Origin of the sequence: Bradyrhizobium sp. 17, from assembly GCF_023073515.1 — a bacterium.
Taxonomy (GTDB): domain Bacteria; phylum Pseudomonadota; class Alphaproteobacteria; order Rhizobiales; family Xanthobacteraceae; genus Bradyrhizobium; species Bradyrhizobium canariense_D.
This window is the reverse complement of record NZ_JADPJQ010000012.1, coordinates 77,672-91,289: the sequence shown is the minus strand read 5'-3', so window position 1 is coordinate 91,289 and position 13,618 is coordinate 77,672. Positions and strand designations below refer to the sequence as shown.

Here is a 13,618-nt window from a genome sequence, read left to right as displayed (position 1 = left end):
CGGTGCTTCCATGCGCATGGCATCGGCTCGGAGTGAACGCATGCGGAGCGCGTGGTTTGTCCTTCTCGCGGCCTTGGTTGCAACCACTTCGGCGCGCGCTGGCGGACCGCCCTATCCCGTGGTTCCGCCCGAGGTCGGGGTGGCGCCCTTCATCGGCCCGACCTGGGACACCTATCGCTGCGCGGAAGGGCCGGTCACCAATTTTTATCACGGCGCCTATTACGGCCAGGAGCCGCCGGCGCTCTATCGCGGCTACGCGTACCGGCCGCATTACCGCTACAGCGCCTACCGCAGGCTGCCGCGCAAATATTTCTGCGGCACAGACTAGCGTTGCCGCGCCGCCACGGTGGTGCGGCGAGTGCCGACGGCCGGTTCCTGTGTTTCGTTTTTAACAGAGAGACCCAGGATTTGCCGTTAGAACGTGGACCGACCGGGGCTGGCGACATTTCAACCCGCATCCGTTTTCGAACCCGGATTTGGCCGCTGGCGTGATCGCCAGCGGCTTTTTCATGCTCGGCCATCACGAAATCATCTGACGGTAACGTGATCTCAACCAGCTTGGCGTATCGACGAATCCGTCGCGGATCTGTATTGCGTACCGCGACACCGAGATTGTCGCGCCGGCGCGGGTGCGCCGTGCGGGCTTTTTCGCCGGGACCTATTTCATGCCGAGCGCGATTGAGCAGATCGTCGACGTCTATGTCCGGCTGAAGAACCGGCGCGGCCTCGACGAGCTGATGATGCACAGGCAACGGCTTGCAGTCGATCTGAAGAGCAGGTCCGGCTACGACTTCAGCCTGCCGATCGGCCAGATCGACGAGGAGATCGCGATCATCGAAGCCGGCCTCAGCCGGCTCAAGTCGGGCGATATCGCCGCGACGGACGACGGACGGCCAGTTTGACGTTCAGTCGCGCCGGCCACCGTCGATGACGGTGAACAACGGCCGCGCCTGGGTCGGCTCGACCAGCAATTCCTCCACCAGCGCGGCCGCCGCATCGACATATTTGCGCGTCGGCTTGTCGAGGGGACGCGTGGCCTCGTCGTCGAGCGCGACCTTGGCGGCCTCGACCAGCTTGCGCATTCGCGCCGCGTGGTCATCGCCCGCCGTCAGCGTCGCGCGGGCCAGCGAGCGCAGCACGAACAGCTCGCCCTCGAGGCGGAGCAGACGGTCGTTCAGCCTGGAGAGGACGGCGTTGAGGTCGGCCATGGCGCGCGTTCGCTGCGGAAGATGCATCCTGCTCTAGCGGCGATCGGTGAACGGAGTCCAAACGGCATCGGCGCAATTGCGGCGATCTCCCTCAAGTCTCGCTCCGCGCCAGATAGTCGCGTGCGAAGGCGAGATACCAGTCGAGACAGGCGGGATTGGCCATCGCCTCGCGGTTGATGACCTTCTCGACGGGCTGGCCGAGCAGCAGCTTCTTGATCGGCAGCTCCTGCTTCTTGCCCGAGAGCGTGCGGGGAATTTCGGCGACCGCAAAAATCTCGTTGGGCAGGAATCGGCGCGAGAGGCCGGCCTCGATCGCCTTGTTGATCTTCGCCTGCATCGCGCCGTCGAAGGCGACGCCTTCGCGCAGCACCACGAACAGGGGCATGTAGCTGTCACGGCCGAGATATTCGAGATCGACGACGAGGGAATCCAGCACCTCCGGCAAGGCCTCGATCGCGGAATAGAGCTCGCTCGTGCCCATGCGCAGGCCATGCCGGTTGATGGTGGCATCGCTGCGGCCATAGATGATGCAGGAGCCGTCCGGGTCGACCTTGAGCCAGTCGCCATGCCGCCACACCGGCCCACGGCCGGTGCCGTCGAAATTGTCCGGATAGGTCTCGAAATAGCTCGCGCGATAGCGCGCACCGCCCTTGTCGTTCCAGAAATAGAGCGGCATCGACGGCATCGGCTCGGTGCAGACGAGCTCGCCGACCTCGCCGATGACGGCGCGGCCCTGTTCGTCAAAGGCTTCCACGGCAGCACCCAGCAGACGGCACTGCATCGCGCCCGGCGTCTGCGGCAGTTCGCGATTGCCGCCAATGAACGCGCCGGCGAAATCGGTGCCGCCGGAGATGTTGGCCCACCAGATATCGGCCTGCGCCTTGCTGCCGTTGGTCTTCGACAGGCCAGCGAAGCGGTTGTTGAACCAGGCTTGGGTGTCGGCGCTCAGCGGAGAGCCGGTCGAGCCGAGACATCGAAGCTGTGAGAGATCACCGGCGGCGACGAGGTCGACCTCGGCCTTGGCGCAGTTGGCGAAGAACGCGGCGCCCGCGCCGAAGAAGGTCGCTTTCGACTGCGCGACGAAGCGCCACAGCGTGGTCCAGTCTGGTTTGTCCTTGGCGCCGCCGGGGCTGCCGTCGAAGATGCAGCAGGTGGTGCCGCTGAGCAGGCCGCCGACCTGGCTGTTCCACATGATCCAGCCCGTCGAAGAGTACCAGTGATAGCGCTCGCCGAACGAGTTCTCGTGGTAGGAGCAGCCAAGATCGTTGTGCAGGCCGAGCAGCGCCAGCACCACGATGATGATACCGCCATGGCCGTGCACGATTGGCTTCGGCAGGCCGGTGGTACCGCTGGAATAGACGATCCAGAGCGGATGATCGAACGGCAGCCAGGCCGGCTCGAACGCGTCGATCTCCGCGCCGGTTGTTGCGCTAATTTCGGAGAGCAGGGCGTCGGCCGCTGCGGGCGCGGCGGCCTCGCTGTGCAGGATGACGTGCTCGACCGTCGGCAGCGACCGCCGCAGCTCGGCGAGGACGTCTTTGCGATCGTGCCGGCGGCCGGCATAGGTGACGGCGTCGCAGGCAATCAGTACTTTCGGTTCGATCTGCTTGAAGCGGTCGATCACGGCGGGCGCGGCCATGTCGGGCGCGCACAGGCTCCAGATCGCGCCGATGCTGGCGCTCGCCAGGAATGCGATGATGGTCTCGGCGATGTTGGGCAGATAGGCGGCGACGCGGTCGCCGGGCTTGATGCCTTTTTCTTTCAGATGCAGCGCGAGCGCAGCCGCCTTGCGCCGCAGCTCCGGCCAGCTCGTCTCGCAAAGCCTGCCGTCCTCGCCACAGCTGACGATTGCGGGCAGGCCGGCGGCGTCAGCCGCGTCCACGTGGCGGAACACCTGCCGGGCATAGTTGACCTGCGCGCCGGGAAACCAGAGCGCGCCGGGCATCTTGCGCTCGGTGATCACGGCGGCAAACGGCGTCGGCGATTGCAGATCGTAATAGTCCCAGATGGCGTGCCAGAACCCGTCGAGATCGCGCACCGACCATTGCCGCATCTCCTCGTAGCTGTCGAAGTTGAGGCCGCGCTTCTCGGCGAGCCAGGTGCGGTAAAGGGCGATCTGGGGAACGAAGGGTGAGGTCATTGCGTGTCGGCTTCAGTTGCGGGGCGGAGAGTTTAACCGTTGCCGCAGAGTAGCAGAAGCCGCAGTTCGGGCAGGGGGCGTTGACGGGAGTAGCTGGTCTGGGTCCGGTGGAAGCAGTCTACCCGCCGGCTCCGGCCCAACGCCTTCCGAACACGGGTGGCTTGGTTTTCACCGCTTCCCAGCCGAAGAAATGATGTTTGCCGGACCATGTGTGCACCACGCCGCTGCAGATGCTGCACTTGAAGGTGCCGGAATGCGCTTCGGCGTGCTCCTCCCTTGTCGCCGTGTAGTTCATGCTGCAACCCGCGCAGGTGAATTCTTCGATCGTCCAGATGGTATTGGCCATTGCACCGAAGTGGTTTGAGGGACCTCGATGGAAGCGTAGGTGCACGCCTTTGCATCGACGTAAACCGGTCGGCCGAAATCCGGTTAATCACCGTTAGCCAAGCCGGCATCACGTCGCGCACCTTGCCGGCGCTCGCCCACGGCGCCGCCGCAAGATCAATCGCCGGTCCGGATGCTTCGCATGTCCCGGTCGATGCACATCTGAACGCGCCTGATGGCGAGCAACGGCAGCCTGCCTTGCACGCGCCCGGTGCGGGCCCTGTCGCCGACGGCATAGGCGTAGCGCCAATAGCCCGGTGCGCCGTTTGGCTTCAGCGAAAAGCGGATGCCGCGGTGAATTCCCGCGTGTGCGACGGGCTCTCTGGGGCGGCGTGCCATCGTCTCGGAATGCAGAATGGCCCGATGCGTTCCTAATCGCCGGCTCGTGCCGGCCCGGTCGTCTTGACGCCGGGTGCGCGGCTGGCAATAACGCGGGGCCGCGCAAGTGCCGGAACCCGCGTCAATGCCGCAAGGAAAGCCGTGCCCGTGAAAAGTCTGCGTCAGCTCCTGACGGGCGAGGACATCATCCAGCTCGTGATCCGCGTCGGCCTGCTCGGCCTGCTGATCATCTGGACCTTGCTGATCATCCGCCCCTTCGTGCCGATCCTTGCCTGGAGCGGCGTGCTCGCGGTCGCGTTCTACCCGGCCTTCAGCTGGGTCGCCAAGATCCTCGGCGGCCGGCCCAAGACCGCAGCGGCGATCCTGACCCTGATCACGCTCGGCATCGTCATCGGTCCTGCGACCTGGCTCGGTATCAGCGCAGTGGACGGAGTGCGCGAGCTGGCGCACCAGCTCGGCACCGGCGACCTCGCGCTTCAATCGGCGCCGGAGCAGCTCAAGTCGTGGCCGGTCGTTGGCCCCTGGTTATTCGACCTCTGGGAGCAGGCCTACAACAACATCCGCGCAGTGCTCCGCGAGGTGGCGCCGTATCTCCAGCCGCTGGCGGGACCGCTCTTGTCGCTCGCGGGCGATGCCGGCGTCGGCACGCTCCAGTTCCTGGTCTCGGTGTTCGTGGCCGGCTTCCTGTTTCCGCACGGGCCGCGGCTGGTTGCGGCCGGCCGCGGTTTCCTGTTTCGCATCGTGCCCGAACAGAGCGAGCATTTCCTGGGGCTCGCGGGCGCGACCATCCGCGCCGTGGCGCAAGGCGTGATCGGCGTCGCGATCGTGCAGGCATTGCTCGCCGGCATCGGCTTCAAGCTTGCCGCGGTGCCGAGCGCCGGCCTGCTCGCCTTCATTGTGCTGCTGCTCTCGATCGTGCAGATCGGCGCCTTCCTGGTGCTGCTGCCGGTGATCATCTGGATCTGGACCGCCAAGGACGTCACCACCGCGCTGCTGCTCACCGTGTTTCTCGTCCTCGTCGGTTTCCTCGACACCATGTTGAAGCCGCTGGTGATGGGGCGCGGCCTGACCACGCCGACCATCGTCATCTTCGTCGGCGTGATCGGTGGCACGCTCGCCCACGGCATCGTCGGCCTGTTCATCGGCCCGATCATCCTGTCGGTGGCCTGGGAGATGATGATGGCCTGGATCAGGACGGAGGACCGGGCAGAGGCGGGGGCAAGGGCGGGCACAGCGGCGGGCGAGGGCTGATCTGGCGCCTCGAACGGCGGGATCGGCCTGCCGGGTTTAATCAGATCTGACGGCCTTGGCCCGGGTGATCAAGATCCATCCGGAACTTGTCTATCCGACTAGACAAGTTACCATGGGCTCGATTCTATTTTCGATTACGGCGGACATGGCGAAGTCTTCCAAACTGGTTGCCGCCAAGCGCGGCAAGGTATTGTTGGTCAGACGCCGGTCGGACGGCCTGTGGATGTTTCCGGGCGGCCGCAAGCGCGCGCGCGAGTCCGACAAGGACTGCCTGCGGCGGGAGATCAAGGAAGAGCTGCCCAAGCTGAAGCTCGGCCGGATCAGCCTCTGGAAGGAAGTGACGGCCAGGAACAAGCGTTCCGGCCGCAAGATGAGCGACGCGATCTTCATCGCCAAGGGCGCCAAGGGCAGGCTCGCGATCGGCGACAAGCACGAGATCGACCGCGCCGTCTGGCAGAAGCCGCGCGGCATCCGCCTAACGCCGACCTCGCGCTATATCCGCGACCGCCTGTTTCCGCGGAAGCGCGGGTGAGCTAGGCCTCCTCGTCGTCCTCCGACGAGAGCTGTATCCGTCCGGTGTGGGCCCGCGAAAAATTGGCGCGCGGTTGCGGCGCGGACATTCTGGCCATTTCGGCTTCGCGCTGCTCCTTGCGAGCCTTGCGCGCGCGCTTCATGGCCTGCTTGACCTGAGGGTTCGGTGAATCCTCCGCGAAGAACAGCACCACCTCGCAGCTCGGACATTGCCTGGAATAGCCGTCCTGCAACCGTCCCGCGCGGTCGCGGAATACGGTCTTGCAGCGCGTGCACTGAATCTGGACGAAACTCATGCGCGGTCGATCGACAATGACTGATGAAAATGGATCGTCAGGTGATCCCAAATGTCTGAAGAAAGCTTGAACGCGTCGGCGACTTCAAGCCGCTCGATCAGGCGCTATTGCTTGGCCGCCATCGTGTCCAGGCAATGGTTGAGATAGACGGTGCGATCCCTGGGCAGCACCTTCTCGAGATCCGCCTTCAGCGCGCATTCGCGCTGCCGCATCTGCTCGGCCCGCCGCTTCTCGGCCGCCTCGCGATATTCGGGAGCAACCTTGTTGGGATCGACGAGAGCCTGCGAGCGGGCGGGAGCCGTCACGGCGAGTGCAATGGCGGTGATGATCATGAACTGTTTCAAATGAGCCTCCGTAAAAGGCTCATCCTAGCGCTCGGGCGGCGAGGGCTCAAACGGCAAGTTCGCCGAGACGCCCGGCAGCCCAGTTGATTCAACTACCTGAAGTTGGGACTCGTGACGTCCATCACTTCGGGACGTGGTCGATCTTGTGGCTGAGATGCCCGGTGTCGTGATCGCGCCGCAACTGGCTGAGCGATGTCTCGTTCAGCTGATGCAAGACCTCGCTGAGTTCAGTCGTATCCGGATAACCGGCAGCAAAACCCTTGCCGTAGATCTTGCGCAACGTACCGACCAGCGTGTTGCCGTGCTTCTTGCTGATCGCGCCATCCTTGTCGCGGTGGCGATGATCCAGGCCCGTGTCCTTCATGGCTTTCTCCCTGAGCGGCGTCTGCGCGCCTGGAGAGAGCGTGCTCCCAAACGAGTTGATTGGCAACGGCACGGCGCGCGGCAGTTGAGCCTCGTCAAGATGTGGAAAGATCGAAGGCCGTGTGAAGCAGTTCACAAGCGATGGTCGAGATCGCTGCTACGAAGGCCTCATTGCTTGACCAAATGATATTTTGAAAACGCCCCAGCGCTCCACCAGGCGCTGGGGTTTTCACGTCTATCACCGCAACGGCCAGACCGCGCGGCGCGCGATCGGTCGGGTGCTTTTCGAATGATGCCGAAGGCGGGCGACTACGCGGCTTGCTCCTCGAACGAGGTGTAGACCTGGCCACCCGGACCAATCACCTGAACGCCCCAGCATCCGTCGGCGATGAGCTCCTTGGCCTTCTTGAGGGCGGCGGCGAGTGACAGCCGCTTGAGGCTGACGATTCCTGCCGTGTCGAAACCGCTGATTTCAAACATGCCGCTCCTCCCTGTTTTGTCGAATCCTACACTTTTTGAGCGGGTTGTCTCGCGGCTTTTGGGACAGGGGCCCGGCGCACGAGCAGGCGATGGCCAAAATCGCCAAAACAACCCCATGCACAGTAGCTAAGTCCCGCTGGCGCAACGCTTTCTTTTTGGCACATGGCGGTCCTGCATCCGGCGGAGACGCCGGTTGACGCGTCGGGCAAAACAGGGGTAGTCTGCCAACTTCGGAAAATCCGCTTCGGACCAGGGCGGCTTCCCGGGATCGGGAGGAGCTCGCGCACCGGCCTGCCTGTCATGACCCTCGCACGACCCCGTAGTCGGCCGGGATGGCCGGGGTCTGCAGCAGGCCGCGGCCGCTAACGTGGAATTAAGCTGAAAAGCCCACAATTTTAGACAGTTGTAGATGGGTGCTGCGTAAGGGAGCTGTCGCGAGGACGTTCCGGCGACGGCTTCCTGTTGCTCGCTCATTTGGGGTCAATGCCATGACCGCGACTTTCGAAACGCAAGGCCTTGTCGAACAGCTCGACCCTGCAGCACTGGCTGCGGCCATCGCCGCCGGCGAACCCGCAAGCTTGGACGCGCCAGAACCGATCAAGCGGTCCGGCCGGACGTCGGTCATGGCGCTGTCGGTGTGTGCCCTGGCCATCAACGGCGCGGCGGCGATCTACACATGGCCGTCCGGCCTGCCATCGCTGAATCTGAGCAGCCTGGCTGATCTGCTCCCGCGCCAAGAGGCTTCAGCGCCAAAGCCGGATCCGGTTGTCGCGGCCTTGAAGGATATTCAGTCGACCCAGCAGCAACACACGGCTTCGCTGCAGGAGAGCAATCAGGCCTTGCAACAAAACGCGGCTGTGCTGCAGGCGGATTCGATGGTGCTGCTTTCGCTCCGGCAGAGCATCACGGATGAACGGGTCGATGTGAGGAAGGTATCTTCGCAGCTGTCCACGCTGATTGCGAAGATCGACTCGCTGCAAAATGCCATGATGTCGGACGTCACGTCCTCCGTTCGAAGAGCGCATGCGCGCTATGGACTGTCCGCAGCGATGCGCAAGCGGATCGTTCGGCAGTCGAAATCTGCAGGTCCCGTTTCAGTTGGAGGAGCGCCGTTGAGCGTGCCTGCCACAGTTTCGGGCCCGGAGAGCTGAAGATAGGGTCAGGCAGGTGATCTGAGACTTTGTCCGCGCTCACTTGGCGGGCTAACGTGAGCGCGGCTTTTTACCCGACTTGGAACTACGGAATGCTGGTGACAGTGCGCTCCGGCACTGTCACCGGATCCTAAGAAGCGACCAGGGGCCCGCCGGTTTGCCCTGAGGGGCCGTTCAATAGTAACGACGCCGCGGACGGCGCTCGTAATAGTCATCGCCGTAATAGCCTTGCCGGCCCTGTTGAAACTGCGGCGGAACCGTTCCGGTCGGGTAACACTGGCCGTCGCGGGTATCGATATCGGCACCGTTTCCGCAAGGAACGGGATAGTGGCCATAGCTTCTACCGCCTCCATAGTACTGCCGTGCGGCCTGTTCTTGCGGCGGCAAGTAGCCGTTGGGGTAGCACATGCCGTCGCGGGCGCTGACGTCCCAGCCGTGGCCGCACGGCGGTGGGTGCACAGGGACACGGTATTGAACCTGATGAACCTCACCGAGCTGTAGAGCCAGCAAGGTTGCCACAACTGCACCGATCATCGGACTTCTCCCAATCGCACTATGCCTACGCCTGAGCGGCTGAATGATCGCTGAACGGGTTCACGCCGGCGATCTTAACCTCACTTTAGGAAATCGTTGTTCGGCGGCGTGCCGTTGGATATAAAGGGAGCCGCCGTTAGCGTCAGTTGCGTCCGTGAGTCATGATTACCTATAAGCAGTACCACATCCAGCAAGTCGAGCACGGGCCCAAGCGCTGGGTTGCTCGCATCACGCGGACAGACGGCCAAAACATCCGCACGATAATGCCGGCGACTGAGCGTCCCTATCTCGACACGAAGCCGACAGCGTCCGCCGAGGAAGCCGAGGCGCTCGCCAAGGAAGGCATCGACTTCGGCGGCGTGGTGTAGGCGGTCATCGCGGTCGACTGCCATTCGTTCGCGAACTCGCCGGTGGCTTCATCCGCCTCCGCAGCCGGCTTTTCACCCGAAAACTATTGTGGCTCGGTTGGCTTGTCTCGCTCATGGCTCTCGGCTTCGGCGGCCGCGCACGCATCCATGCCATGGCATTTGCTCAGATAGTACCGAGCGCCTGCGAAGATCGAGCAAACAATCACCACGGAAACCAGCAGGAAGATCATCCACCGTCGGTTCAACATTCCCATGACCTTCTGCACCCGCCATCCGACGCGGCCCGTTCGCCTGACCGGCCCAGCCAGGCGAGGCGAAGGGTCGATAAGCTCAAATCAGACCTTGCGCTTCGGATTCAGTCTAGCCTCACGCTCCAGCCGCTCGGACTTCAGGCGTTTGAGGTTTTCCTGAAACTCCGGAGTGGCTTGGCTGTCCGCTATTGTCTGTCTCGATCCTATCGGATTGAGGGTCCTTCGATCGGCTTCGTCCGCGACTTGTTGCGCGGCCGACCGTTTGGGTTTGATCATTTGCTTTTTGCCTTCAGGCGAGATTGACCAGGCGGGCGCCGGTCAATTCATTTTCGATTTGGCCGGTCGCGTCGAACATTCTGGAATTCCTCGGGTCCCTTGACGAGCCGCCGCTTGCGGCTGGCCTGGTCATCCGGGCTCGCTTTGTTGTCTTTGAGCTTGTCGATCGCATTACCCGCCATTTCCCGAGCCCGCTCGGACGAGGCCTTGGCGGTAGACGTAACCGCGAGGGCGGAGGCGGGTTTGCCCAAGCCAATATCAACCAGCCGACGGATGGATTCAGAGCGAGCCGGAGTGTCTTCCTGCCCCGACGCCCATGCGTCGATCTGAGCGACAGTCGCCTCCGGCCAGCGCGTGCCGATCTGGACGCCTTGACCAGTAGCGGGGCGGCCGCGATGCTTTTTGGCACGAATCTTTTTTGCTGGTTTCATTTTATTTGGTACCAAAAAATCATGCCGAAGGGAAGCGCGAACCTCCGATGGCTGTGCCTGTTTAGTGCACTGGCACCGCAATCCCCACGCAACATCACGATCACAGATTGAACTCAGGCGGCCCCCCGTAGAGGAAGCGCCAGTTGTACAGCAAAAGGTCGGGAAGCATTTGCTTGGACGAAGGCCTGCAAGGCCGGCGTGATCTCGCTACTCGTGACACGCTCGGCAAGCTCATCTGCGATCTCGCTGGTGGCATCGCGAGACCAGCCCTCGATGGCGTTGAAGGCGACGATACGGACGGGATACGCGTACTGCCCGGAGAGTAGGTCGCGGATGATGGTCTCGACGTCGGTATCCTGCTCGTCGGCCTCGCGCCAGGAGCAGCCGGCGCGCGCGCCGAAGTCTTCCAGTACCAGGTAAATCTCCCGGTCGAGCCGATCCAGCGGCACAATCGACGGCGCATGACGCATGACGCAACTCCTACTCAAGAGGAGCAATCGTTCGACTGTCCGTTCGTTCCGCCCGGAACTCAGGCCGATAGGCAAATGAAAGAGGCGGACGTTTGAGAAGCGGCCTTACTTCTTTGGCAGAAGTCCCAAGACGAACCATTGAGCCGGAAACAGTGGAAACAGCAGCGCTCCCCAGATGAACCAAATGCGCCTAGACCGGCCTCTCTGTGCCGCGAAATTGGCGGTCACGCGCCCACACCACATCATCAGGGTGACAATGACCAAGCCAAACATGATTGAGGCAAGCATGGAGTGGCTCCTGCCGATGGTCCGTTGGCTATCATATAGGATTGGCCTGTCGCCGGGGAGAGAGCCCAAATCAAGATTGCGCGCTTAAGGCGGGGACGACCGGCGCCGCCTTACTTTACTTGTTCTCTGGCTCCGGTGACGAGGCGGAGCCCGGCGTGCGGGACGTCGGCACCGTCTGAGAGAGCGGCAACTGAGGCGGCCTATTTGGGGCGGAATGGCTTTGGGCACACCAGCTTTCCGGAAGAGTCTCGTCGGCAAGCGCCGACATCAAAGCGCCGCTCGTTTGCGGCGGCAGGACGCGTCGGCAGCGGCAATTCAGCTGCCGACACAGTGCCGACATGGAGCTTTCTGTCGAAGTTGCGTTTGGGATTACTGCTTCATTGTGTTGGTGAGCGCGCTGGGGCTCGAACCCAGGACCCCGTGATTAAAAGTATAGTCGTAACGCGACATAACGCGACATGGCGAGACTTGCAGAGAATTCAAGCTGTTATGCGGCTTTCTTAAACTCCATGACGTTGCTGAAATTCCTCGACTACCGAAAATAAGAAACAGAAAATCACGTGCTCTAAACCTGGAGAAACTTCAATCTTTTCCATGAGTTGCAAATTTAATCCTCGGGGACGCGCGATCACGTGCTGGCCGGAGGAGCGCAATTCGGCGTGAAAGTCACGTGGTCCTATCATCGATCACGTGGTAGCCGCCTCAAGCGCGCAAGATCACGTCCACAGAGCGCTTACATCGATCATGCTGTCGGAGGCAGCGGAAGCTCAGGTTCGTCATTCCCTCGGGCCTTCGCCTTCAGCCTATCGACCTCTTTTTCCGCCGTAGCGAACAGCTCGTCAGGGTTCGCACTAATGACGGTGCGATTTACGGCTTCATCCAACTCCTCTCGCGCGAGAACCAAAACTCCCAGCTTTTCCGCGCCGTCCAGGTCGGCTTCCAGCTCTTGCCGCGAGAGCGTTGATACCATTATCGGCAGGAGCTTTACGTGGCCGTGATTGGATCGGTCCAAGCGCGCCCGCACGTCGGCAGCGCGAGCAATAAGTTTAGGTAGTTTGTTGTCAACTCGGAGGAGACCAGTCGTACATTCCACAATTGCCATGTGCCCCTGTGGCGTCACTAAGACCACGTCTGAGAAGTCTTGCGTTCGTGCAGTCGAGCCAAATTGGACCGTGCCAAACCCGAGCATCCAGAATAGCCACGCGACGCCGACTTCGAGATCGCGTGCATCGCGGCCTTTTCCTCGCGAGCGACCAAGAAACTCATTGAGAATTGCAAGGCCGCCATCGAAAGCCTCGGTTACCACGCGGCGTGGATTTTGGGACGTGGTGGGATCAGTTATAAACCAGTGTGTTTGAGCGACACCGCTATAGAGAGCATAGCAATGGAGGATGGATCCCTTTGCGACTGGAATATTGTAGGTCCCAACCTGTTTCTCGTCCGTCTGCTCCCATTCGAACTGTGATCCACTTAGGTTGCCCCGAACGACCTTGCCTTGGCTAATCTGCCTGTATCCCACAGAGGCGTTCTTCCGGTCTAACGTGTTTGCGAGTTGGACAACGATGGTCCCGGTCTCACCAGAAATAGTGCAACCGTCGCCGTTGAAGCCCATCACCGAAGTGGCGATCACTTCGACTGTGATCTTGTCGGTGAACAGACCGCCCAGTCCAAATTCCGAAAGCAGCTCAGCAATTGTGTCGTACGGATTAGGGGCACTCCTCAGTTCCCAATCAAGCACAGATGTCTCGGCCTGCAATGGCGCATTGTTGCCCGTTATCTTGAGCACATTTACTCGGGACTGCGCCTGCAAAGCCGAAGGATGGAGTGGTGTGAACGAGGCGTGATGATTGGCACCGCCAGTGAAAGGAAATTGCAATGTTCGCTGAGGCGTGACGATTGTGCCAGCGCCTAAATTGCTGATGAATTCGCGATAGGTCTTCCCGGCGTCCGCCAGCTTAAAATGTCCCGCGCAAACATTCTCCGTTTCGAAGTACATAAGCGGAGTTTTATGGGTTAGCGAATTCAGCCAAAGCATCCCTTGCGCAAGCACAAAATCGGCTCCTTGCTTAATAGCCATGTAGGCAAATGTGTTCTCTTGATAGCCGTCTTCCCAACGATCAATCGCCTTGTAGAAAGAGCCGATGCTGGTCTGCGCGAAAACGTTGAAGGTCATTCCGAAAGCAAGCCTATTTCTGGAGTGCAGAATGTTTTGTGAGGGCGCAGAAGCACCGCGACGCTACTTCTTTAGTCCCAACTCGACGAGCCGCCGAATAGCCTCCGACAATTTCGGCTGATCAGGCTGACGTTCAGCCCACTTGACGATTTCAGCTCGTAAGTCCGGCGACCCCCGAAAACCAAGAAGGGGAGTTTGCCCAGTGGCAGGCCGTCCTCTTCTTTTTTGTTTAACAGGTATTGCCTTCTTCATATTTTTCGTTTAACAATTATTGTGTGAGCGGGATCGGCCAGACATTGGTAGAGCTAGACGGCTTGCCGGGCTTTGCAGTGTTTCTGAC

Annotated in this window: 19 protein-coding genes; 6 read left to right on the top strand and 13 right to left on the bottom strand. The window is 61.6% G+C overall.

All coding sequences use genetic code 11. The annotated features are described in order from the left end of the window. Positions 1–40: 40 nt before the first annotated feature. Complete coding sequence (locus IVB13_RS01640; RefSeq protein WP_018457968.1) at positions 41–328, top strand: hypothetical protein; 288 nt, start codon at positions 41–43, stop codon at positions 326–328. A gap of 337 nt (positions 329–665) precedes the next feature. Beyond that, complete coding sequence (locus IVB13_RS01635) at positions 666–902, top strand: hypothetical protein (protein WP_026233472.1); 237 nt, start codon at positions 666–668, stop codon at positions 900–902. A gap of 3 nt (positions 903–905) precedes the next feature. On the opposite strand, the gene IVB13_RS01630 is transcribed toward IVB13_RS01635, so the two are convergent. The 3 genes from IVB13_RS01630 to IVB13_RS01620 all read right to left on the bottom strand — a co-directional run bounded on the left by IVB13_RS01630 (position 906) and on the right by IVB13_RS01620 (position 3,694). After that, positions 906–1,208, bottom strand: coding sequence for a hypothetical protein (locus IVB13_RS01630; RefSeq protein ID WP_026233471.1), 303 nt, complete (start codon positions 1,206–1,208; stop codon positions 906–908). A 91-nt stretch (positions 1,209–1,299) separates the two neighbouring features. Beyond that, on the bottom strand, positions 1,300–3,348 hold the full coding sequence (locus IVB13_RS01625; protein ID WP_247487465.1) for an acetoacetate--CoA ligase: 2,049 nt from the start codon (positions 3,346–3,348) through the stop codon (positions 1,300–1,302). Between the two features lie 118 nt (positions 3,349–3,466). Then, on the bottom strand, positions 3,467–3,694 hold the full coding sequence (locus tag IVB13_RS01620; protein ID WP_018457964.1) for a hypothetical protein: 228 nt from the start codon (positions 3,692–3,694) through the stop codon (positions 3,467–3,469). A 518-nt stretch (positions 3,695–4,212) separates the two neighbouring features. Here IVB13_RS01620 and IVB13_RS01615 point away from each other — a divergent pair. Continuing rightward, entirely contained in the window at positions 4,213–5,322 is a 1,110-nt protein-coding gene (locus IVB13_RS01615) for an AI-2E family transporter (RefSeq protein ID WP_026233470.1), read from the top strand. A 145-nt stretch (positions 5,323–5,467) separates the two neighbouring features. Then, on the top strand, positions 5,468–5,854 hold the full coding sequence (locus IVB13_RS01610; protein WP_026233469.1) for an NUDIX hydrolase: 387 nt from the start codon (positions 5,468–5,470) through the stop codon (positions 5,852–5,854). A 1-nt stretch (position 5,855) separates the two neighbouring features. On the opposite strand, the gene IVB13_RS01605 is transcribed toward IVB13_RS01610, so the two are convergent. The 4 genes from IVB13_RS01605 to IVB13_RS01590 all read right to left on the bottom strand — a co-directional run bounded on the left by IVB13_RS01605 (position 5,856) and on the right by IVB13_RS01590 (position 7,336). Then, positions 5,856–6,149, bottom strand: a complete 294-nt coding sequence (locus IVB13_RS01605; protein WP_018457960.1) for a hypothetical protein — start codon at positions 6,147–6,149, stop codon at positions 5,856–5,858. 104 nt (positions 6,150–6,253) lie between these two features. Next, positions 6,254–6,493 carry a hypothetical protein gene (locus IVB13_RS01600; protein WP_026233468.1) on the bottom strand — a complete coding sequence of 80 codons (240 nt, stop codon included), beginning with the start codon at positions 6,491–6,493 and terminating at the stop codon, positions 6,254–6,256. Between the two features lie 121 nt (positions 6,494–6,614). Further along, positions 6,615–6,857 carry a hypothetical protein gene (locus tag IVB13_RS01595; protein WP_026233467.1) on the bottom strand — a complete coding sequence of 81 codons (243 nt, stop codon included), beginning with the start codon at positions 6,855–6,857 and terminating at the stop codon, positions 6,615–6,617. A 308-nt stretch (positions 6,858–7,165) separates the two neighbouring features. Then, positions 7,166–7,336 carry a hypothetical protein gene (locus IVB13_RS01590; RefSeq protein WP_018457957.1) on the bottom strand — a complete coding sequence of 57 codons (171 nt, stop codon included), beginning with the start codon at positions 7,334–7,336 and terminating at the stop codon, positions 7,166–7,168. Between the two features lie 488 nt (positions 7,337–7,824). On the opposite strand from IVB13_RS01590, the gene IVB13_RS01585 reads away from it, so the two are divergent. Further along, positions 7,825–8,487 (top strand): hypothetical protein, encoded by a 663-nt coding sequence (locus IVB13_RS01585; protein ID WP_018457956.1) that lies wholly within the window; start codon positions 7,825–7,827, stop codon positions 8,485–8,487. 174 nt (positions 8,488–8,661) lie between these two features. Here the strand turns inward: IVB13_RS01585 and IVB13_RS01580 are convergent, their stop codons facing one another. Next, entirely contained in the window at positions 8,662–9,021 is a 360-nt protein-coding gene (locus IVB13_RS01580; RefSeq protein WP_247397170.1) for a hypothetical protein, read from the bottom strand. Positions 9,022–9,182: 161 nt separating this feature from the next. Here IVB13_RS01580 and IVB13_RS01575 point away from each other — a divergent pair, with 161 nt between their 5' ends. Further along, positions 9,183–9,389, top strand: coding sequence for a hypothetical protein (locus tag IVB13_RS01575; protein WP_026233466.1), 207 nt, complete (start codon positions 9,183–9,185; stop codon positions 9,387–9,389). An 83-nt stretch (positions 9,390–9,472) separates the two neighbouring features. Here the strand turns inward: IVB13_RS01575 and IVB13_RS01570 are convergent, their stop codons facing one another. The 5 genes from IVB13_RS01570 to IVB13_RS01550 form a co-directional block, all read right to left on the bottom strand. After that, a complete protein-coding gene (locus tag IVB13_RS01570; protein ID WP_018457954.1) occupies positions 9,473–9,655 on the bottom strand; it encodes a hypothetical protein in 183 nt (60 codons plus the stop codon). Between the two features lie 69 nt (positions 9,656–9,724). Continuing rightward, complete coding sequence (locus IVB13_RS01565) at positions 9,725–9,916, bottom strand: hypothetical protein (RefSeq protein WP_018457953.1); 192 nt, start codon at positions 9,914–9,916, stop codon at positions 9,725–9,727. Positions 9,917–9,963: 47 nt separating this feature from the next. Further along, positions 9,964–10,347 (bottom strand): hypothetical protein, encoded by a 384-nt coding sequence (locus IVB13_RS01560; RefSeq protein ID WP_018457952.1) that lies wholly within the window; start codon positions 10,345–10,347, stop codon positions 9,964–9,966. Between the two features lie 113 nt (positions 10,348–10,460). Further along, positions 10,461–10,817: a hypothetical protein gene (locus IVB13_RS01555; RefSeq protein ID WP_018457951.1), complete on the bottom strand. Its 357-nt coding sequence runs from the start codon at positions 10,815–10,817 to the stop codon at positions 10,461–10,463. Positions 10,818–11,847: 1,030 nt separating this feature from the next. Beyond that, positions 11,848–13,278: a hypothetical protein gene (locus IVB13_RS01550; protein ID WP_247487463.1), complete on the bottom strand. Its 1,431-nt coding sequence runs from the start codon at positions 13,276–13,278 to the stop codon at positions 11,848–11,850. Positions 13,279–13,618: the final 340 nt, after the last annotated feature.